At 68.6% G+C, this 20107-nt stretch carries 23 protein-coding genes; 11 read left to right on the top strand and 12 right to left on the bottom strand.

What is annotated here, in order from left to right; translation table 11 throughout:
* Positions 1–2013, bottom strand: coding sequence for an AMP-binding protein (locus V2L32_RS09785; protein WP_331236306.1), 2013 nt, complete (start codon positions 2011–2013; stop codon positions 1–3).
* Positions 2014–2116: 103 nt separating this feature from the next.
* On the opposite strand from V2L32_RS09785, the gene V2L32_RS09780 reads away from it, so the two are divergent.
* Positions 2117–2878: a DUF7139 domain-containing protein gene (locus V2L32_RS09780; protein ID WP_331236305.1), complete on the top strand. Its 762-nt coding sequence runs from the start codon at positions 2117–2119 to the stop codon at positions 2876–2878.
* On the opposite strand, the gene V2L32_RS09775 is transcribed toward V2L32_RS09780, so the two are convergent.
* Genes V2L32_RS09775 through V2L32_RS09765 form a run of 3 tightly spaced genes read right to left on the bottom strand, consistent with a single transcriptional unit; the run spans position 2879 to position 5408 of the window.
* Positions 2879–3163, bottom strand: a complete 285-nt coding sequence (locus tag V2L32_RS09775; protein WP_331236304.1) for a hypothetical protein — start codon at positions 3161–3163, stop codon at positions 2879–2881.
* Between the two features lie 56 nt (positions 3164–3219).
* Positions 3220–4968, bottom strand: a complete 1749-nt coding sequence (gene polX, locus V2L32_RS09770) for a DNA polymerase/3'-5' exonuclease PolX (RefSeq protein WP_331236303.1) — start codon at positions 4966–4968, stop codon at positions 3220–3222.
* Entirely contained in the window at positions 4968–5408 is a 441-nt protein-coding gene (locus V2L32_RS09765; protein WP_331236302.1) for a DUF5788 family protein, read from the bottom strand. Before V2L32_RS09765 ends, polX begins: the two co-directional genes overlap by 1 nt.
* 22 nt (positions 5409–5430) lie before the next feature.
* Here V2L32_RS09765 and V2L32_RS09760 point away from each other — a divergent pair, with 22 nt between their 5' ends.
* From V2L32_RS09760 to V2L32_RS09740, 5 genes are all read left to right on the top strand, one after another.
* Positions 5431–5652: a PIN domain-containing protein gene (locus tag V2L32_RS09760; RefSeq protein WP_331236301.1), complete on the top strand. Its 222-nt coding sequence runs from the start codon at positions 5431–5433 to the stop codon at positions 5650–5652.
* An 86-nt stretch (positions 5653–5738) separates the two neighbouring features.
* Entirely contained in the window at positions 5739–7394 is a 1656-nt protein-coding gene (locus tag V2L32_RS09755) for a long-chain fatty acid--CoA ligase (RefSeq protein WP_331236300.1), read from the top strand.
* Between the two features lie 47 nt (positions 7395–7441).
* Complete coding sequence (locus V2L32_RS09750) at positions 7442–8350, top strand: rhomboid family intramembrane serine protease (RefSeq protein ID WP_331236299.1); 909 nt, start codon at positions 7442–7444, stop codon at positions 8348–8350.
* Position 8351: 1 nt separating this feature from the next.
* Entirely contained in the window at positions 8352–9080 is a 729-nt protein-coding gene (locus V2L32_RS09745) for an endonuclease V (protein ID WP_331236298.1), read from the top strand.
* Positions 9081–9179: 99 nt separating this feature from the next.
* A complete protein-coding gene (locus tag V2L32_RS09740) occupies positions 9180–10178 on the top strand; it encodes a phosphatase PAP2 family protein (protein ID WP_331236297.1) in 999 nt (332 codons plus the stop codon).
* A gap of 54 nt (positions 10179–10232) precedes the next feature.
* Here V2L32_RS09740 and V2L32_RS09735 read toward each other — a convergent pair whose 3' ends face one another.
* Positions 10233–10661: an SHOCT domain-containing protein gene (locus V2L32_RS09735; RefSeq protein WP_331236296.1), complete on the bottom strand. Its 429-nt coding sequence runs from the start codon at positions 10659–10661 to the stop codon at positions 10233–10235.
* Positions 10662–10740: 79 nt separating this feature from the next.
* Here V2L32_RS09735 and V2L32_RS09730 point away from each other — a divergent pair, with 79 nt between their 5' ends.
* Both V2L32_RS09730 and V2L32_RS09725 read left to right on the top strand, forming a co-directional pair.
* Complete coding sequence (locus tag V2L32_RS09730) at positions 10741–11565, top strand: SDR family oxidoreductase (RefSeq protein ID WP_331236295.1); 825 nt, start codon at positions 10741–10743, stop codon at positions 11563–11565.
* A complete protein-coding gene (locus tag V2L32_RS09725; RefSeq protein ID WP_331236294.1) occupies positions 11562–12887 on the top strand; it encodes a glycerate kinase type-2 family protein in 1326 nt (441 codons plus the stop codon). Before V2L32_RS09730 ends, V2L32_RS09725 begins: the two co-directional genes overlap by 4 nt.
* Here V2L32_RS09725 and V2L32_RS09720 read toward each other — a convergent pair.
* The 4 genes from V2L32_RS09720 to V2L32_RS09705 form a co-directional block, all read right to left on the bottom strand.
* Positions 12856–13632, bottom strand: coding sequence for a class I SAM-dependent methyltransferase (locus V2L32_RS09720; RefSeq protein ID WP_331236293.1), 777 nt, complete (start codon positions 13630–13632; stop codon positions 12856–12858). The genes V2L32_RS09725 and V2L32_RS09720 overlap by 32 nt on opposite strands.
* A 77-nt stretch (positions 13633–13709) precedes the next feature.
* A complete protein-coding gene (locus V2L32_RS09715) occupies positions 13710–14762 on the bottom strand; it encodes an ArsA family ATPase (protein WP_331236292.1) in 1053 nt (350 codons plus the stop codon).
* A gap of 39 nt (positions 14763–14801) precedes the next feature.
* Complete coding sequence (locus V2L32_RS09710) at positions 14802–15167, bottom strand: hypothetical protein (protein WP_331236291.1); 366 nt, start codon at positions 15165–15167, stop codon at positions 14802–14804.
* Between the two features lie 74 nt (positions 15168–15241).
* Positions 15242–16339: a pyridoxal phosphate-dependent aminotransferase gene (locus tag V2L32_RS09705; protein ID WP_331236290.1), complete on the bottom strand. Its 1098-nt coding sequence runs from the start codon at positions 16337–16339 to the stop codon at positions 15242–15244.
* Between the two features lie 95 nt (positions 16340–16434).
* On the opposite strand from V2L32_RS09705, the gene V2L32_RS09700 reads away from it, so the two are divergent.
* Genes V2L32_RS09700 through V2L32_RS09690 form a run of 3 tightly spaced genes read left to right on the top strand, consistent with a single transcriptional unit; the run spans position 16435 to position 17792 of the window.
* Positions 16435–16794, top strand: coding sequence for a nuclear transport factor 2 family protein (locus tag V2L32_RS09700; RefSeq protein WP_331236289.1), 360 nt, complete (start codon positions 16435–16437; stop codon positions 16792–16794).
* Positions 16791–17315 (top strand): CinA family protein, encoded by a 525-nt coding sequence (locus V2L32_RS09695; protein ID WP_331236288.1) that lies wholly within the window; start codon positions 16791–16793, stop codon positions 17313–17315. Before V2L32_RS09700 ends, V2L32_RS09695 begins: the two co-directional genes overlap by 4 nt.
* Positions 17316–17345: 30 nt before the next feature.
* A complete protein-coding gene (locus V2L32_RS09690; protein ID WP_331236287.1) occupies positions 17346–17792 on the top strand; it encodes a metal-dependent hydrolase in 447 nt (148 codons plus the stop codon).
* On the opposite strand, the gene V2L32_RS09685 is transcribed toward V2L32_RS09690, so the two are convergent.
* Genes V2L32_RS09685 through V2L32_RS09675 form a run of 3 tightly spaced genes read right to left on the bottom strand, consistent with a single transcriptional unit; the run spans position 17777 to position 20041 of the window.
* The gene (locus tag V2L32_RS09685; protein WP_331236286.1) at positions 17777–18028 is read right to left on the bottom strand and encodes a hypothetical protein; all 252 of its coding nucleotides are present in this window, start codon (positions 18026–18028) and stop codon (positions 17777–17779) included. The two genes, V2L32_RS09690 and V2L32_RS09685, sit on opposite strands and share 16 nt — an antisense overlap.
* A 56-nt stretch (positions 18029–18084) precedes the next feature.
* On the bottom strand, positions 18085–18819 hold the full coding sequence (locus V2L32_RS09680) for a PHP-associated domain-containing protein (protein ID WP_409348436.1): 735 nt from the start codon (positions 18817–18819) through the stop codon (positions 18085–18087).
* Positions 18820–18877: 58 nt separating this feature from the next.
* Complete coding sequence (locus tag V2L32_RS09675) at positions 18878–20041, bottom strand: site-2 protease family protein (protein ID WP_331236284.1); 1164 nt, start codon at positions 20039–20041, stop codon at positions 18878–18880.
* Between the last annotated feature and the right edge of the window lie 66 nt (positions 20042–20107).

Raw genomic sequence — 20107 nt, 5'->3', positions numbered from 1 at the left:
CTACAGAGCGTCGTCGAGGTCGTCGATCGCGTCGGGGTTCTCGATCGAACTCAGGTCCCCGAGATCCTCGTCGGTGTAGCTCGCCTTCACCGCCCGGCGGACGATCTTCCCGCTCTGTGTGCGGGGGAAGTCGGAGACGAACAGTACCTCTCTCGGCCGGAACGGCTTACCCAGTTCGTCGCCGACCTGTTCCCTGAGTTCGGCCCTGAGGTCGTCGCTCGGCGCGAACCCGTCTTCGAGGATGACGTAGGCGACGACTGCAGTGCCTGTGGTGTCGTCCGGGGCACCGATCGCGGCGGCCTGGTTGACCGAGGGGTGATCGATCAACGCGCCCTCGACCTCGGCGGGACCGACCTTCCGACCCGCGACGTTGAGCGCGTCGTCGGCTCTCCCGTGGAGGAACCAGAAGCCGTCGTCGTCCTTCTGGGCCCAGTCGCCGTGGTCCCACATCTCCTCGAACGTGCTCCAGTACTCCTCTACGTAGTGTTCGTCGCCGCTCCAGAGGCTCTTGGTCATCGAGGGACAGGAGTCGCGCGCGACGAGGAAGCCGCGTTCACCCTCGTCGGCGACCGACCGGCCTTCGGCGTTCACGATGTCGATGTCCATCCCCAGCCCCGGTCCACCGAGGGTACACGGTTTCAGCGGCTGGTTCGGCATCGGCATCAGGAAGCAGCCACAGATCTCGGTGCCGCCGGAGATGTTGATGATCGGGCACTCGCCACCGCCGACGTGCTCGTAGAACCAGCGCCAGGACTCGGGGTCCCACGGCTCGCCGGTCGAACCGAGGATTCGAAGCGAGGAGAGGTCGTGGCCCTCGAGTGGCTCCTCGCCGTGTTTTCTGAGCGCGCGGATCGCCGTCGGCGAGATGCCGAACTGGGTGAGCGAGTGGCGGTCGATCATCTCCCAGAACCGATCGGGGCCGGGGTGGTCGGGTGCGCCCTCGTACATGAACACCGTCCCGCCGAAGGTGTGGTTGCCGATCAGCGTCCACGGCCCCATCATCCAGCCGATATCGGAGACCCAGAAGAACCGATCCGAGGGCTTCTGGTCGAATCCGAAGTGGATCTCCTTCGCGGTCTGGATCCCGACCCCGGCGTGCGTGTGGACGATGCCCTTCGGCGTGCCGGTCGTCCCGGAGGAGTAGAGCAGCATCGACTCCGCGTCGGAGGGGAGCCGTTTCGTCTCGTAGTCGTCGTCCCGGCTCTTCACGGCATCGTCCCACCACTCGTCCCGGTCCTCGCTCCACTGGATCTCGCCTGCCGCCCGGGAGCCGAGGCGGTCGACGACGATCACGTCCTCGATCTCGGTCCCTTCGGCCGCGGCCTCCTCGATCGCTTCGTCCGCGCTCGCCTTCAGCCGGATCTCGCCCCCGCGGCGGTAGAAGCCGTCGCCGGTGAAAAGGAGCGAGGAGTCGGCGTCCTCGATCCGGGTGGCGACGGCGTCGGCGGCGAAGCCGGAGAAGATCGGCACCGCGATCGCGCCGGCCTTGAAACAGCCGTAGAGGATCGAGACGACCTCGGGCACCATCGGCATGTAGAGCGCGACGGTGTCGCCGGTCTCGACCCCGCGGTCGTCGAGCGCGTTCGCCACCTGGTTCGCCTCGCGGTGTAGTTCGTGGTAGGTCACCTCCCGGACCTCACCGGGTTCGCCCTCCCAGATGAGCGCTACTTTGTTTCTGGTTCCGGAGTCGAGCGCGGCGTGTCTGTCACAGAGGTTGTGCGCGAGGTTGATCTCCCCTCCTGGATACCAGTCGGTGAACTGCGGACCGTCGGTGTCGTCGCGGACCGTGTCGTATTGCTCGTAGAACTCCACATCGAGATAGGAGACCATCTCGTCCCAGAACCAGTCGATCCCCGAGGCGTCTACCCCCTCGACCTCCCCGCAGGTCCGCTCGATGAGTTCGTCGTAGTCGGAGATGTCGTACTCCTCCATGAACGCCGCGACGTTCGTCGACGCGACAAACTCCGCGTCCGGTTCGTGGACGATACGCGTGACGTCTTCGAGCGATTCCATGGATGTAGCTCTCTCCGCGCTCGTACATGGTTGTTTATCATCGGGGGCCGCGTCAGACACCGATCTGACACACCGTTTTATACGAGGAGGGCATACGCCGGCTATGACCGGCCTCGACGACGTTTACAACGGCCCCGTCGGAGACGTCGGGTCTCGCCGACTCGTCGCCGGGCTCTCGCTGTTCGTCCTGGGGACCCTCGCCTCGGTGTTCGGACTGCTCTTCGCGACGACCGGCCTCGCCACTTTCTTCGGGCTGGATACGTTCGCCGCCCGCCGGTTCGCCGGCACGCTCGCCGGCCTCGGCGTTCCCGCGGTCGTCGTCGGCATCGCGGTCGTCCTCCCCGCGAGCGACCGCCTCCGGATCGCGGCCGCCGTCGGCGCGGCGCTCGCGCTCGTCGGCGTCGGCCTCTTCCGCCTCGCCTACCCCGCCGACTGGTGGGGCTACGGGAACGACTACACGCTCGCCGTCACCGCCGTCTACGCGCTGGGCGTCGCGATCACGCTCGGCTGTCTCTTCGCCGGCGTCGCGACGTTCAAGGTCAGGAACGCTCCGGGAGGGACCGTCAGCCTCAACGTACTCAAACGAGGGGAGACGCGTATCGTCGAGGTCCCGACGAGGACGGGACTCGGAAGCGTCGGCGTCCTCGGCTCTCCAGAGACGGGACCCGACCGACCCGTCAGCGACGGCGGCGACGCCGTCGTGATGACCGCGCCGAAGCGCCCCCCGGTCGACCGCTACTGCGGCAACTGCGCTCACTTCGACTACGCCGAGGTGAACGGCTCGCTGCGGCCGTACTGCGGGGCGACCGACGAGGTGATGGAGACGATGGACGCCTGCTCCGAGTGGGAGCCGAACCGACGCTGATCAGCCACGCCGCTCCATCCCGATCGCGACCGAGACGAACGCGAGCGCGGCCAGACCACACCCGACCGCGAGCGCGAAGTCCGCACCGTCGATGACGGCGATCGTCCCGATCCCGAGCACGACGAACGTCGCGAGGACACACTGTTCGGGCGTCGTCACCCCGGAGACCGGGCCGGGGACCGGGTACCGATCCGTCTCGGTCCCGTCGGCCAGATCCGTCATCAGGTCGGTAACGCGCTCGACCGACCCGTCGGCCGCCCGCTCGACGGTTCGCTCCCCTCGCATCGCCCTCCCTACGGGCTCGATCGACTTGCGTGAATCGGTCGGATCGGTCGAGAGGGTCAGTCGAGGAACTCGCGAATCCCGTCGGCGTCGCGTGTGTTCAACACGTCCTCCGGCTCGGCCCATCCCCGGCGAGCGGTGTGGACACCGTACCGGAGGTACTCGAACTCGCCCGGACTGTGTGCGTCCGTGTCGATCACGACCGTCGCGCCGGCCTCGATCGCGAGCTGGACCGCCCGCCCCCAGAGGTCCAGCCGGTTGGGGTTCGCGTTGATCTCGAGCGCCGTACCGTGCTCCGCCGCGGCCTCCGCGACGGCGCGAACGTCGAACGCCATCCCCTCCCGCCGGGTGAGCAGTCGTCCGGAGGGGTGGCCGAGAATATCGACCATCGGGTTCGAGACGGCCGCGACGAGCCGGTCGGTCGCCTCCCCCCCGCTCATCCCGAGGGCGCTGTGCGGCGAGGCGACGACGAGGTCGAGCGCCTCCGCGACCTCCTCGCCGATGCTGATCCCACCCTCGGCGTCGACGTTCGCCTCGACGCCCGCGAACACCTCGATCCCGGCATCTCTCGACGACTCCCGGATCGCCTCCGCCTGCTCGATCAGCTCGTCGTCGGAGAGGCCAACACCGCCGACGACGCCCGGACCGGTCGCGTGGTCGGCGATCGCGAGGTACTCGTGGCCGAACTCCGCTGCGCTCGCGATCCACTCCTCTAGCCCCATCGTGCCGTCCGACCAGTCGGTGTGGGTGTGCAGGTCGCCACGGGGCGCGCCCTCCTCGATCAGGTCCGGAAGCTCGCCCGCCGCCGCGGCGTCGATCTCGCCGTGGTCTTCGCGTAGCTCCGGCGGGATCCACGGGAGCGAGAGCGCCTCGTACATCCCCTCTTCCGTCTCGCCGGCGATCCGCTCGCCGGCCCGCTGGTGGTCCTCGCTATCGCCGACCTCGCTCACGTCGAAGACGCCGTACTCGTTGACCTTCAGGTCGCGCTCGATCGCCCGGTTTCTGAACCGGACGTTGTGGTCCTTGCTCCCGGTGAAGTACTGGAGCGCGCTGCCGAACTCGCTCGGGGCGACCACGCGGAGATCGATCCGAATGTCGGAGGAGCGGATACTCGCCTTGTTCTCGCCCGCCTCTATCGTGTCGTCGGCGCGCTCCCAGTCGACGAACGCGTCGACGACTCGCTGCCGATCGTCACTCGCCGCGAGCACGTCGACGTCGCCGCTCGTCTCGCGCCACCGCCGGATCGAGCCCGCGACCGCCACCCGCTCGACCGCCGCTACCCCCTCCAGGTAGTCGAGGACGTCGTCGGCGAGCGGCCGTGCGTCGCCGAGCAGTTCTCGCTCGCGCGCCCGACGGGCGAACTCCAGTCCATCGAGGATGTTCTCCTCGGTCTTCGGCCCGAAGCCGTCGAGCTCCCGGATCTCCCCCCCGCTCGCCGCACGTTCGAGGTCCGAGAGGTCGACGACGCCGAGGTCCTCGTAGAGGCGGCCGACCGTCTTCGGGCCGACGCCCTCGACGCTCGTGAGTTCGTCCATGTGGACCGGAAGCTCCTCGCGAAGCTCCTCTAGCTCCTCGATCGCGCCCGTCTCGAGGTACTCGAGCACCTTCGAGGAGATGGCGTCGCCGACGCCCTCGATCCCCTCGACCGCGTCCTGGCCCTCCTCGGCGAGCGTCTCGATCGCCGTCGGGTGGTCGCGGATGTTCTCGGCCGCCCGACGGTAGCTTCTGGGCTTGTACTCCACGTCCTGTGCCTCGAGGAGGTCTGCGAACTCCTCGAACAGCGCCGCGATCTCGGTGTTCCTGCTCATCATCGGCCTCCTCTCGTGGTCGCGTCCTCGCCGGTTCCGAGCGCCTGCTTGAGAAACGACATCCAGCGCTTTCTGTCGGCCATCGTCTGGGCCTCGATCTCCGCCTCGATACTGCTCGGTCGGAGCTGGACGAGCGCCTCCAGAGCTCTGTCGATCCCGACGATCGACTCGACGAGCGCCTCGGCCTCCTCGCGACCGATATCAGCCTCCTCCAGTCGCTCGTAGCGCTCCCGTCGTTCGCGTCGAAGGTTTCGCTTCGCTCGTTCGACGCGCTCGCGCTCTCCCTTCGGGATCGTCTCCCGACGCTTGATCTCGAAGACGAACTCGCGGAGTGCGATCGGCTCGCCCTGGACGGTGATCTCCTCCGGGATGCGCGAGCCGATCGTCGCGCCCTCGCGGTCGACCCGTTCGAGCAGCCCCTTGCGCTCGTACTCCTTCACACTCGACCGTTCGTGGCCGTCGGTGAAAACGTTCCGGCGTCCCCGACAGCTCCCGACCACGCCCCGTGCGGCCCGCGAGGCAGCGCTGATCGCCCGCGGGTGCGAGGTCCGTGGAACGTCGATGGACCGCGGCGACGAACTGATCGCGGGGGTCGTTCGTGAGGCGGGAAGAACGCTCGTGACGCGGAACCGTGACTTCGAGCGGGTCTCCGGTCTCTCGGTCCTCTGGTACGCGAACGAGTGACGATCGGAGGGCCCGCACCGGCGTGTGGCCGCGGACGGGAGCGAGCCGTCAGTAACGTTAACGTCCGTGAGGGTTTCTTCCGAACCATGCCAGGTGGCACCGACATGACCCTGCGACCGTTCATGTGGCGTGCGAGTCGACTGTATCCAGGTACAGAAATCGTCTCGCGGACCCACGACGGCATCGAGCGCTACGACTACGCGACGTACGACGAGCGGGTCGGTCGCCTCGCGAACGCGCTCACCGCGACCGGTATCGAACCCGGCGATCGGGTAGGGACCGTCTGCTGGAACCACCACAGACACTTCGAGACGTACTTCTCGGTGCCGAACATGGGGGCACAGCTCCACACGATCAACCCGCTGCTGCCGGACGACCACCTCCAGTACATCGTCAGGGATGCAGGAGACCGACTGCTCTTCGTCGACCCCTCGCTCGCGGAGAAGCTCGCGGGCGCGGTCACGGACGACCCGGGCGCCTTCGAGAGCGTCGAACGGTTCGTCGTTATGGGCTCGGACGTCGGAGAAGCCGACCTCTCACCCGTGGTCGACTACGAGTCGTTGCTCTCTGACCACGACGGGGCGTTCGACTGGCCGCAGGTGAGAGAGGAGCAGCCGGCGGGGATGTGTTACACCTCGGGGACGACGGGCCGACCGAAGGGCGTCGAGTACACCCAGCAGATGCTCTGGGCGCACACGATGATGACGTTCTCGCCGGGCGGGCTCCACATCGACGACTCGGACGTCGTGATGCCGGTCGTCCCCATGTTCCACGTCAACGCGTGGGGGATGCCCTTCACGACGACGGCGGCGGGCGCGAAACACGTCTACCCCGGCCCCGCGCCCGACCCCGCGGACCTCGCCGACCTGATCGAGGAGGAGGGTGTGACGCTCACCGCTGGCGTCCCGACCGTCTGGCTCGGCCTCATGGAGTACCTCCAGGAGAACGAGGTCGACCTCTCCTCGCTCGAACGGATCGTCGTCGGCGGGAGCGCCGCCCCCGAGGCGATGATCCGGCGGTTCGACGAACTCGGCGTCGAGGTGGTCCACGCCTGGGGGATGACCGAGATGTCGCCGATCGGGACCGTCGCCCGGCTGAAACCGGGGATGGAGGGGCTCGACGAGGAGGCGAGGTACGACGCCCGGGCGAAACAGGGACTGATCGCGCCCGGACTGGAGTTCAGGGTCGTCGGCGACGACGGCGAGGAGGTGCCCTGGGACGGCGAGGAGTTCGGCGAACTCCACGTTCGCGGCCCGTCTGTGACGACCGAGTACTTCGACCGACCCGACGCCGCCGACGACTTCGACGGCGACTGGCTGAAGACCGGCGACGTCGTCCGCGTCGATTCTCACGGATATATCGAGATCGTCGACCGGGCGAAGGACGTGATCAAGAGCGGCGGGGAGTGGATCTCGTCGGTCGAACTGGAGAACGCGCTGATGGCCCACGACGCGGTCGCGGAGGCGACCGTGATCGGCGTGCCACACGAACGCTGGCAGGAGCGTCCGGTCGCGTTCGTCGTCCCCACCGCCGAGGCGGACGAGGAACTCGCGGCCGAACTCGGCGACCTGATCGAGGCGGAGTACCCCACGTGGTGGCGACCGGACGAGGTGATGACGATCGACGAGATCCCGAAGACGGCGACCGGAAAGTTCGACAAGAAGGTGCTGAGAGAGGAGTACGACGACAGTTCGCTGGTCGAGGGGAAGGTACCGGAGGAGATCGCCCCAGAAGAGCGGTAGTCCGCCGAATCCCAATCGCTTTCATTACCCGGTGCGAAGCCGCGGTAATGGTGCAGTGCGACCTCTGTGGGGCCGACGAGAACCTCCCCTACAAGTGCCATCGCTGTGGCGGGACGTACTGCGCGACCCACCGGTTGCCCGAGAACCACTCCTGTGTCGGTCTCGGCGACTGGAACGACCCGAAGGGGGTCTTCGACAGCGGCTTCGACGACAGCGTCGCGAATCCGGGCAGTTCGAGCACGGGGTCACGACTGCCGATCGACACCGGTCCGGGCGGCCCACTCGCGTACTTCCGCGGGAACGTGACGTACCTGGTCCTCGCGCTGATGGCCGTCACCTTCCTCAGCCAGTTCGTCGTCCTCGCGACGTTCGGCCCGCGGGTCCACAACGCGGTCTTCACGCTCGACCCCGCGAACCCCGAGTACGTCTGGACCTGGGTCACCTCGATCTTCGCCCACTCGCCCGGGAGCCTCTTTCACATCGTCTTCAACGGCATCGTGATCTACTTCTTCGGCCCGCTCGTCGAGCGGAAGGCGGGGAGCAGGAACTTCCTCCTACTCTTCCTCGCGAGCGGCGTGCTCGCCGGCCTCTCCCAGGTCGGCCTCGGCCTCCTCCTCGGCCAGCCCGGAAACCCGGTCCTCGGCGCCAGCGGCGCCGCGCTCGCGATCATGGGCGTGCTCACGGTGCTCAACCCACAGCTGAGGGTGCTTCTCTTCTTCTTCATCCCGATGCCACTGTGGCTGCTCACGATCGGCTTCGCCGTTTTCTCCGTGTTCGTGATGGTCGGCGGCGGCCTCGGCGCGGGCGGGATCGCCCACATGGCGCATCTCACCGGCCTCCTGATCGGACTGGCCTACGGCGAACGCCTCCGCCGACAGGGCACCAGCCTCCCGAACCAGATCCAGTTCGGCGGGGGCGGCCCCGGCGGACCGGGCGGGCCCGGACGGCGGTTCTGAGATGCGGGTGAGAGAGCGGAGATTCGTCCCCGACCCGTCGCTCTCCCGCGAGGAGATGGAGGCGCTCCAGCGCGAGATCGGGAAGAGTGCGATCTTCGAGGACGCTCCACACCTCGATCCGCTCGCCTCCGATCTCCTCGTCGCTGGCGTCGACCAGGCGTTCGACGGCGACCGGGCGGTGAGCGCGGTCGTTCTCACCCGTGGGGGCGAGGTGATAGAGCGGGTCCACGCGAGCCGCGAAACAGAGATTCCGTACATCCCCGGACTGCTCTCGTTCCGCGAGGGCGGGTCGATCCTCGCCGCGTTCGAGGAGCTAGAGCGAGAGCCCGACGTGGTGCTGGTCGACGGAAGCGGGCGGATACACTACCGCGAGGCGGGGCTCGCGACGCACGTCGGGGTGACGCTCGATCTCCCGACGGTCGGCGTCGCGAAGGGGCTGCTCTGCGGGTGGCTCTCGAACCCGCCCGAGAGCCCGTTTCCGGCCGGCACGCGGGTTCCGGTGCTCGCGGACGAGGAGGTGAGCGCGCCCAGCGGGAGAGTGATCGGCTACGCGCTCCAGACGAAGCAGTACGACGGGAACCGACACGTCAACCCGGTCTACGTCAGCCCCGGTCACCGGGTGTGCGCGGAGACGGCGACCGACCTCGTCGAGGCACTCTGTTCCGGCTACAAGCTCCCGGAGCCGATCCGGCTCGCGGATCGGTACGCCGACGAGGCGAAACGGCGGTAGCGCCCCGACGACTGTCTCCGGCTCCCCTTCCGACGCACGGCCGCCGGTAGATCCGTCTCCCCGCCAGTACTAATCCGCTCGACCCGGTACCACCCGGGGATGAGTCGCGAGGGACGGGACCTGCCGTCGCCGCTGTGGGACCCGGAGGTGAACAGGGCGATCCAGGAGGCGCTTCCGGAGCTCGCGATCGACGCGTTCGGTCTCGTGACGCACTTCGGCGACGGAGCGACGCTCGTCGGCCTGGTGGTCGTGCTGTACTGGTTCGGGGCCGAGGAGGACCGTCAGAAGCGGGCGATGGTGCTCGCGGTCGCCGTGGCCACGCTCGCCCTCGTGGCCGGTCTCAAAGGGATCCTCGAGGTCCAGCGGCCGCTGTACGCCGCCGATCCGGTCCTCCCGTTCGCACCCGAGACCTACTCCGGGTGGAGCACGCCGAGTGCACACGCGATGGGCGCGGCGGCCGTCTACCCGGCGCTCGCCGTCGTAATAGACGTGGGAACGCGACGCGCCCGGTACACGGTCGCCGGGGTCATGGTCGTCGCCGTCTCGGGCTCGCGGGTCGTCCTCGGCCTCCACTACGTCGGCGACGTGCTCGTCGGCGCCCTGCTCGGCCTCCTCTTGGTGGCGATCGCCCTCCGGATCACGACGACGTCGGTCACCCCGATGTTCGGCCTCTCGCTCGCGATCGCGCTGGCGGCGTTCGCGCTCGGCTCCGAGGAGTTCACCGAGATGGCGATCGGCGCGTCGGCGGGCGGCCTCGTCGTCTGGCACTCCCTCGAGGGGAGGGAGTCGAACCCGCTGGGCGCCTCGATGCTTCTGGTGGGTCTGGTGGTGCTCCCGACGCTGGTCCTCGTTCGACTCCTCGATGCGCTGATCGCCGTCGAGGAGACGATCGCGATCGCGCTCGGCGGCGCGCTCTCGGTCGAGGTCGTGACGATCCTCCAGACCGTCGGCTACGCGGCCGTCTTCGGCGCCGCACTCGCCGTGCCGTTCGTCGCGACCGCGCTCAACGACCTGGAGGTCGTCCGTTCGCTCCAACGCCGTCTCCCGTTCGAGGGTCGAACCGTCGACCCCGAGGCCGTCGACGAGCGAACGCGATGAACGGTTCCCAGCCGCGGAGTCGGCGTGCCGACGGTCCGATCCCGCCTCGACGGCTCATTGCCGTTCGAACGATCGCTCGAACCGACGGTCGCGGGTTCGCCCCCCCTGGCGCCGCTCGCCGGCGCCGGTCGCCTCCAGCGACTCCGTGCCGCGCAGCCGCCAGATCCGACGGTCGAACTCCTCGTCCTCGATCTCGCCGCGGGCGTAGCGTCGTCGGAGGTGGGTGAGCGCCTCTTCATCAGTTACTGGATCGCGCGCGTCGATCACCTTGTACTCCGAGTCGTTGACGTATCGGTAGGCGGCGTACAGCAGGTTGCCGATCCCGAGCGAGAACCACACCGTGAGCAGGAAGACGACGATATGCCCGAGCTTCGAGCCGTAGTTCGGCCGCTTCAGTACCGCGCGCTCGCCGTCGATCGCTTCGAGTCGCCAGCCACCGACGGTCTCCCGGCCGATCAGCCGTTCGAGTCGCTCCGAGGCCACGTCCGTCCCTCCACGCGCCGACGCGAAAAACCCGTCGCCGAAACACATCCTTATTGCGGTCGCCCGCGACCCACCGGACATGCAAGGGACGGTCTGTGTGACGGGCTGTTCGTCCGGCATCGGTCGGGCGACCGCGATTCGGTTCGCCGAGGAGGGCTGGCGGGTGTACGCGACCGCCCGCGACGAGACGGACCTGGTCGCGCTCTCGGAGGCGGGCTGTGTGATCGACTCGCTCGACGTCGCCGACGACGCCGCCGTCGAGCGGGTGATCGACCGGATCGTCGAGGAGGAGGGATCGATCGACTGCCTCGTGAACAACGCGGGCTACGGCCAGTTCGGACCTCTGGAGGACGTCCCGATAGAGATGCTCGACCGGCAGTTCGACGTGAATGTCTACGGCCCACACCGGCTGATCAGAGCGGTGCTCCCGCACATGCGCGAGGCGGGCCAGGGCCGGATCGTCAACGTCTCGAGCGTCGCCGGGCGGCTCTCGTTCCCGGGTGGTGGGGCCTACTGCGGGTCGAAGGCGGCCCTCGAGGCGATGAGCGACGCGCTCCGGCCCGAGGTCGAGCCGTTCGGGATCGACGTGGTCGTCGTCGAGCCCGACCCGGTCGAGACCGGGTTCGTCGACCGCGTCCGTCACGAGGTCGAGCGGCTCCCGAAGTCGGGCGCGTACGCGGGCTTCTACGAGCTGCTCGACGACGCGGCGCTGCTCTACGGCGACGGACCCGGTTCGAGCACGCCGGAGGACGTGGCGGCGACGATCACCGAGGCGGCGAGCTGTCTCGATCCCGCCCCGCGGTACCAGGTGGGGACCGTCTCGAGTACGCTCGTGTTCGCTCGCCACCTCCCCGACGCCTGGCGCGACGCCGCCTACCGCCTGCTCGGAAAGGTGATGCCGTGATCGAGGGGAAGGACACGCTCGGCGGGACGCCGGCACGCGAGACCGCGCTCGCCTGCGTCGAGGCCGGTCTGGAGGCCGCCGACCCGGAACGGATCGTGGGGGAGACGCTCTCGCTCGACGGATCGGTCCTCTCGGTGCTCGACACCGAGTACGACCTCGACGCGTTCGAGGAGGTGGTCGTCCTCGGTGGGGGTAACGCCGCCGGACGGATGGCCGCCGCCGTAGAGGAGCTACTCGGCGATCGGATCGACCGCGGGGCGGTCGTGACCGACGCACCGGGCGAGACCGAACGGATCGACCAGCTCCCGGGCGACCACCCCGTCCCGAGCGAGCGCGGGGTCGAGTCCGCTCGAACGGTGCTGGAGATGGCCGAAAGCGCCGACGAGAGTTCGGTAGTGCTCGTCGCGATCACCGGCGGCGGGAGCGCGCTGATGCCCGCACCTGCGGGCGACGTCTCCCTCGCCGATCTCCAGTCGGTGACCGAGGCCCTACTCGGGAGCGGGGCGACCATCGACGAGATCAACGCGGTCAGAAAGCACTGTTCGTCGATCAAGGGGGGCCACCTCGCTCGGAAGGCTGCGCCGGGGAGGGTGATCGGCCTGTTGCTCTCGGACGTCGTCGGCAACGACCTGAGCGTGATCGCGAGCGGGCCGACGGTGCCGGACGAGACGACGTACGACGAGGCACGCTCGCTGCTCTCGCGCTACGGGATCGACCCGCCGGGGACGGTTCGAACGCGTCTGGAAGCCGGCACCGCGGGCGAGCGCGAGGAGACGCCGGACGCCGAGGACCCGGCATTCGAGCGCGTCGAGAACCACGTACTCGCCGACGGGTTCACGCCGCTCGCGGCGGCCACCGAGGTCGCGAAGGGACGCGGATACGGGAGTCTGATCCTCTCCTCGCGGATCCGTGGCGAGGCACGCGAGGCTGCGAAGACCAACGCCGCGATCGCGGAGGAGATGCGAGCGACCGGTAACCCCCTCTCCGTACCAGGAGTCGTCGTCAGCGGCGGCGAGACGACCGTGACGCTCAGAGGTGAGGGAACCGGCGGTCCGAACCAGGAGTTCGCCCTCTCGGCGGCGATCGAGTGTGCGGGTATGGGGGACGTCGCACTCGCCGCGGTCGACACCGACGGGATCGACGGTCCGACCGAGTTCGCTGGCGCGCTCGTCACCGGCGAGACCGTCGAGGACCTCGGGGTCGCTCGGGGGGCGCTCGCGGAGAACGACGTCGCGCCGTACCTCGAGGAGCGGGAGGCGCTCGTGCTCACCGGTCCGACCGGGACGAACCTCAACGACCTGCGGGTACTGGTCGTCGAGTAGTCTTCGCTCCTTCGACCTCGTAGTAGGCGAGGTAGGCGACCTGGTAGCGGATCGAACATGCCATCAGGCAGTCGAGGAGGACGAACGCGGCGTGAAACGGCGTCACCCGGGTGTAGCCCGTCGGTCCGGGAAAGCCCTGGACTGTCCGGGCTCGCCACCCCCCGAGTCCGGGATCGGTCACGTCCTCGTACCGACCCCACCGGTAGAGCGTCGGGAAGGCGTCCTCCTCGGGCGAGCGCTTTCGCTGGAGCCGATGGACGAATCGGTGAAACCAGAGTGGCGTGTGGTCGGCGATCCGGGCGTAGTAGTGTCTCGGGTTCGGGACGAGGACGACCACGTGCCCGCCGGGGGTGACGACCCGATCGATCTCGCGCAGCGCGGCGTCCGGGTCTAGGAGGTGCTCGAAGACGAACTCGGAGAAGACGAGGTCGAAGGTGTCGTCCGCGAACGGGAGACGGTGACCGTCGCCCATGACCCGCAGGTCGGCTGCGTTACGGGAGAGTCCGGCCGCGTCGGCGTCGACCGAGACGACCTCGCCGGAGAGCGCCCCGGCGAAGCCGTGTTTGTCCCGACCGGACCCGAAGTGGAGCGCTCTGGAGAAGCGGATCGACGTCAGCAGGTCCTCGTAGGCGTCGAAGGGATCGGGGGTCCGGGGGACGACCGTGGCCTCGATCCGCCGGTTCACCCGATCGAGTCGGTCGACGAGCGCCCCGAGCAGCCCGTCGGCCGCACCCGCGAGCAGCATGACCCTGAAACGATACTCGGCGGCATATACGCTCTCCCGTCGCGTGCCACGGGGCGACGGCACGGTGGGCGGATCGGCTAGTCCAGGCAGGCGGCGACGAACCGGAGCATCCGCTCGCCGCGAACCTCGTCGGCGAACAGCGGGACGCGTTTGACGTCGTGTCCTCTGAACAGCTCCTGGGCGCTCGTGAGCGCCCCCTGCTGGACCGACCAGCGGCGCTGGCAGAACTCACAGCCCTCCAGATCGGGCGAGACGAACCACTCGGAGTCGGCCTCCGTGACGGACGAGAGCGGTTCCATCACCCGGTTGACGACGACGGTCGAGACGGGGATCTCGAACGCGTCGAGCCGGCCGAGCAGCCGTTTCGACTCGACGACGCTCATCTCCTCGGGGACCATCACGATCCGGAAGTCGGTCCGCTCGGGATCGCGAAGCGTGTCCCTCAGCCGTTCGATCCGCTCTCTGAGTGCCTCGAGATCCGCCGCGCCGGCCATCTCGTCGGGGGCGTCGTCGCCGAACATCCCCTTCACGTCGGCGAAGACGCCCTCGAAGCGCTGTCTGAGCGTGAGCATCCGCCCGAGCGTCGTGTCCATCAGTTCGGGGAGTTCGAGCAGACGGAGGGTGTGACCAGTCGGGGCGGTGTCGATCACGACTCGCTCGAAGCGCTCGTCGTCGACGTACTCCAGCAGCTGGCGCATCGCTGCCGCCTCGTCAGCGCCCGGCATCGGCCCGCCGAACGGGTCGCCGACGTCCTCCTCGCCGAGGTCGCCGAAGAGCTCTTCCATCCCGCCGAGCGGGCTCTCGCCCTCACCGAACATCCCCCCGGCGTCGAGCGAATCCGGGTCGATCTCGGCGGCGTAGAGCGGTATCTCCTCGCGGATCCGCGTCGGCTCCGCGGGGATTCGCGTCTCGAACGTATCCGAGAGCGAGTGGGCGGGGTCCGTCGAGACGACGAGCGTCGGCGTGTCGTCGCTCGCGCTCGCGAGCGCGGTCGCCGCGGCCATCGTCGTCTTTCCGACGCCTCCTTTCCCCCCGTAGAGGACGTACTCCGGCGCGTCGACCCCGCTCGGTATCTCGACGGTCGGTTCCCCCTCGATCCGCTCGACCGGTTCGACGTCGAGTTCGGTCATACCTCCCCCTGAAACGTCGAGGTCCCTGTACCCGTCGTTTCACCGCTCGCGCTGTCGTCGAAGCGCCAGCAGCGCCCGCTGGCGCCGCGCGAGCAGGTCGACGGTCTCCCGGAGCCGCGAGACCTCGGCTTCGAGCCGGTCGAGTCGTTCGACCGCGTCCGGGTCGGGAACGCCGAGCGCCTCTCGAAGCCGTTCGACGGCGTTCCCGTCCAGACCGCCGCGTTCGAGGTCCGAGAGCAACGCCTCCGCCACCTCCACCCTCCCGACCGGCTCGTACGACTCGAGGAGGAGCCGGTACTCGTCGGCCGAACCCGGTGTCGGCCCGGAATCGTTCGGGAACTCGGTGCCGCCGTCGGTCCGGAGTCGTCGCGTCGGGCGCACGGAGGAGGGACGCCGCTGGGACATACGGGAGAGACCACGGCAGGAGCCTTACTAATCGCCTACCTAAGATCACTTACACACGCGCTAACGCGGCGCGCTCACTCGAAGTACGATGCCAGCCGATCGGCGGCCTCTTCGACCCGCGGGGTGACCAGCGCGAACCGGATCCACTCGGTGCGGGAGCCGAACGTCTCGCCGGGCATCCCCGCGACGCCGGCCTCGTCGATCAGCCGCTCGACGTTCTCCATCGTCCCGGGGAAGCCGTCGAACCGGGCCATCACGTAGAACGCCCCGTCGGGCCGGGTGTAGGACGCCCCCGCCGTGTCGAGCGCGTCGGTGAACGCCTCGATCCGCTCGGCGACGAGCGCGCGGTTCTCGGCGTAGTACTCCGGACCGGTTTCGCGCAGCGCTCTGAGGACGGCGTACTGCGTCGGTCGCGAGGTGGCGACGACCGAGAGCATGTGTCTCGTGCGAGCGCCCGCGATCAGGTCGTCCGGGAAGAGGGCGTAGCCGACGCGAAAGCCGGTGATCGCCATCGACTTCGAGAAGGAGTTGGTGACGATTCGGTGCCGCGAGTCGACCGAGAGCGCGCTCTCGAAGCGTCCGGAGTGGTCGAAGTGGTCGTAGACCTCGTCAGAGACGAGGATCGCGTCGTTCTCCTCGGCGATTGCACAGAGCGCGCGGATCGTTTCGCCGCCGTAGACCGCACCGGTCGGGTTGTTCGGCGAGTTTACCACGATCGCCGCGGTCTCCGAACTCGCCGTCTCCGCCACCCGCTCGGGGTCGAGTCGGCCGTCCTCCTCGACCGAGATGTACCGCGCCTCGCCGCCGAGCATCGCGGTCTTCCCCGGGTAGTAGGGGTAGACCGGATCGGTGAGGATCACCTCGCTCCCCCGCTCGCGGTCGAGCGCGGCGGCCATCGCGAGCGTGTTCGCCTCGGCCCCGCCGTTCGTGACGATCACCGAGTCGATCGGAACGCCACGCCGCTGGGCGATCTCCTCGCGTAGATCGAGCAGGCCGTCGCTCGGGGGGTACTGGAACTCCCCGCTGTCGAACTCGGCGTACTCTGCGAGCGCCTCGCGCAGCGCCGCCGGCGGCTCCCAGTCGGGGTTGCCGCTCACCATGTCGATGACGTCGCGGTCGGCCCGCTTCGCGTAGGACATCACGCGGAAGAAGAGCGGTTCGTCGTACTCCATGGGGTAACCACGCAACCGCCGACCTTCCGCTTTCGGTTCCGGCGTCGCGGTGGTCGGTTCCGAGCGGTTAACCCCCCGCCGGTCGAACGACGGGTATGAAAACCGCAGACACGAACGTCCTCCCCGGCCGCTACGAGTCCGTCGACGACGAGGCCTACGACGACCTGTTCGCGCCGTTCTCCGGGGCGGCCGTCTTCCACCGATCAGGCCAGCAGCCGATCGAAGGCGAACGGGAATTCGAGCGCTTCTACCACGAGGAGCGCCCGATCGAGGAGGGGAGCCACGAGGTGGACGCGATCGACGCCGACGGCGACACCGCGGTCGCGGGCGGCCGGGGAAGCCAGGTGCTGTACGGGAGGGAGGTCGGATTCGGCTTCGCGGATCCCCACCGGTTCGACGACGGGGGGTCGGTCGCCAAGCGGGTGACCGACGCGGATCGGGGGCCGGTCCGATGAGCGATAGGATCGAAGCACGGGTCGGAGAGGTCCTCTCCGAGCGCGAGGAGACGGTCGCGACCGCCGAGTCCTGTACCGGGGGGCTCGTCTGCTCGCTCCTGACCGACGTCTCGGGGTCGAGCGCGTACGTCGACTGCGGGTTCGTCACCTACGCCTACGACGCGAAACGCGAGGTCCTGGGAGTGAGTCGGGAGTCCCTCGATTCTCACGGAGCCGTGAGCGAGGTTGTCGCCCGGGAGATGGCCGCCGGTGCGCGCGATCACGCGGATACGATCTGGGCCGTCTCGACGACGGGAATCGCCGGCCCCGACGGCGGCAGCGAGGAGAAGCCCGTCGGAACGGTCTGGATCGGCGTCGCCCACGCCGCGCCGTGGGGGAGCGAGGCGTCGTTCTCGCGGGCTTCTCGCTACCGATTCGACGGCGATCGGCTCGACGTGAAACGTGCGGCAGCCGAGGGCGCGCTCTCCGAACTGCACGCGGCGATCGAGTCAGTCGGACGGGATGGGATCGAAAGCCGGTAACCCTATCCCGCCCGGACCTCCCCAGCGAGTGTGAACAAGCGCGATCACGTCCTGAACGCCATCCTGCTCGCGGTCGGGCTGGGTTACGTCTTCGAGCCCTCGGGCGACGTCGAGACGTTCTGGTTGATCGCCGAACTCTCGGTGCCGATCGTCCTGGGGGCGCTGGTGCCGGACATCGACACGGCGTTCGGCCGGCATCGGAAGACGCTGCACAACCTGCCGGTGCTCGCGCTCGCCCTCGCCTACCCCCTCTACTTCGGAAACCTGGAGTGGGTCTGGATCGGCATCGCCACCCACTACCTGCTCGACGTCCTCGGCTCGCGGCGGGGGATCGCGCTCTTCTACCCGGTCTGGGCCAGGGAGTTCGGCGCGCCGGTCGGCGTCCTGGTGAGTAGCCGGTTCGCCACGCCCGTCACGCTGGTCGTGACCGTGCTCGAACTCGCACTCGCCGTGGTGATCGTTCACGACCTCTTCTGATACCTGCTGGCCGGGTTGCTCGCAGCCACATAGCGAGGGATACAGTTGGGTGAGGCGAACAGTTCGATCGGTGTATGAGTAACGGTGAGGGCATCGAACTCCGGGTCGAACCGCTCGACCCCCTGGACTCCGATCTGGGCGAGACTCGCCTTCATCCGACCTCGATGCGTGATCTCGACGTCGGTGACGGCGATCCGATCGAGATCCACGGGAGTCGTCTCGATCGGCGGAAGCATCGGGATCGAGTTCCCGGCGGCAGTCTGTCGGTACTGGCCGAGGGAGGGGGCTCCGATCAGTAGACCGAAACGTCGTCGAATCGGCCGTCGTAGGCGATCTGGCCCGGGTGCGTCGGCTCGGTACCCGAGAGCAGCAGGCGGTCGACCTTCCCCCAGGAGTTCTCCCAGCCGAGGTGCGAGAACTCCGTCGCGCGACGGAAGCGGTGGCCCAGTCCGCCCCGGTGGACGATCTGTCGCGGCACCCGCTCTCTGAGCGCCGAGAGCAGTTCGGCCTCGTCGGAGAAGCTCTCGGGAAAGCGCGTCCAGACCTCGCCGATCGTCCCCCTGAGGTGGGCGTACGAGGAGCCGAACCCGGGGATGTCGAGTCGCGTGGCGATGTCCCGTGCGCGGCGGTTGTGCCGCGCCCAGTGTTTCGGGTTGTAGACCTCGACCGCGTCGATCAGGTCGTGGTACCGCCTGATGTCCTCCTCCGAGAGGCTCACCGAGAAGAACTCGGGGTGCGGGGCGAGGACCACGGCCTCCTGACGGTCGAGTTCGGCCATCGCCCCCTCCAGCGTGATGAAATCCGGTATCGGCTCCGAGAGCCCGAGCGCGAGCACGTGTCGTCGCTCGCGCCAGGATCCGGTGAAGACCTCGCGGGCGGGGACCACGAGCAGCTCCTCGTCGGTGTACCACCGGGCCTGCTCGCGGATCTCGGGGAGCCGGCGGAAGTGGGGGGCGTAGACGAGCGCATCGATCCCGCGGCGTTTCGCTCGCTCGACCACCCGATCGTCGAGCAGTTTCACGTGCATGTCGACCGCGAACCCGCTTTCGCTCACCTCACACTCTGCGTGTGCCCGTGATTTATCACTACCGGACCCCTGTCGCCCACTCGGGTGACTCCCGTCGACGACCGATCCCCCGGAGGACGGTGAGCGCGCGGGCGAACTCCGTCTCGGAGACGACGCCGACCGGAGTGCCTCGCTCCTCGACGACGATCCGGTCGACGTTCGGGTCGGAGAGCAGCCGGAGCACCTCGAACGCGGGAGTCTCGGCCGCGACGACGCTGACGTCCTCGGTCATCACGTCGCGGGTCCGGACCGCGCCGCGCTCGCCCTCTGGCACCCCCCTGAGGTCCGAGAGATCGACGAGCCCGACGATCCCTCCCCGGCCGTCGACGACCGGGTAGCCGGTCCGACGCTCCGTGAGCATCCGCGTGAGCAGGTCGCGGACGGTCACGGTCGTGTCGACGGTGAGCATGTCCCGGTCGGCGAGGTCGCCGGCGGTGATCCCGGTCAGCAGGTCGTCGAGCACGACCGCGCGCGACTCCGAACTCGCCGCGGCGTAGAGAAAGAGTGCGAGAAGGATCAGGATCGGGTTGAACCCCAGAAAACCGAGAACGCCGAGGCCGACCGCGAACCAGCGGCCGACCCGCGCGGCGATCCGGGTGGCGTCGACGTAGGGACGGTTCCGCGCGAGCAGCGCCCGGAAGATCCGTCCGCCGTCCATCGGGAACGCGGGGAGCATGTTGAAGACGGCGAGCATGACGTTGATCACGGCGAGCCACCCCACGAGGAAGACCAGGATCGGGACCTCGGGGACGACGAGGAGGGCAGCGTACGCGCCGAGGCCGAGCGCGACGCTCACGGCGGGGCCGGCGATGGCGATCCAGAACTCGCGGATCGGCTCCTTCGGGATGCGCTCCATCGCGGCGACGCCGCCGAAGATCCAGAGCGTGATCGAACCGATCGGGATGCCGTACCTGCGGGCGACCCAGGAGTGGCCGAGTTCGTGGAGCAACACGCTCGCGAACAGGCCGACGGCGCCGGCCAGTCCGACGACGATCGGCGTGTTCCCGGTCGTGAGCGCCCCGACGTCGATCTCGACCCCCGAGAGCCACTCGATCAGCGAGGCGTAGATCGCGATCTGTTCGGGGCGGCCGAGCAGCCACGCGAGCAGCGGGACGAACACGAGCAGCGAGACGTTGAGCCGGATGGGGATACCCATCACCCGACCGATCCGGTAGTTCCACATCGCTCGAGGGTTCGGGTCCACTCCCTATAACCCCCCACGGCGAGAAGGGATTTACCCTCGCCTGCC

The organism is Halalkalicoccus sp. CGA53 (genome assembly GCF_036429475.1).
GTDB lineage: Archaea > Halobacteriota > Halobacteria > Halobacteriales > Halalkalicoccaceae > Natronorarus > Natronorarus salvus.
This window is presented reverse-complemented; position numbering and strand designations above follow the sequence as displayed.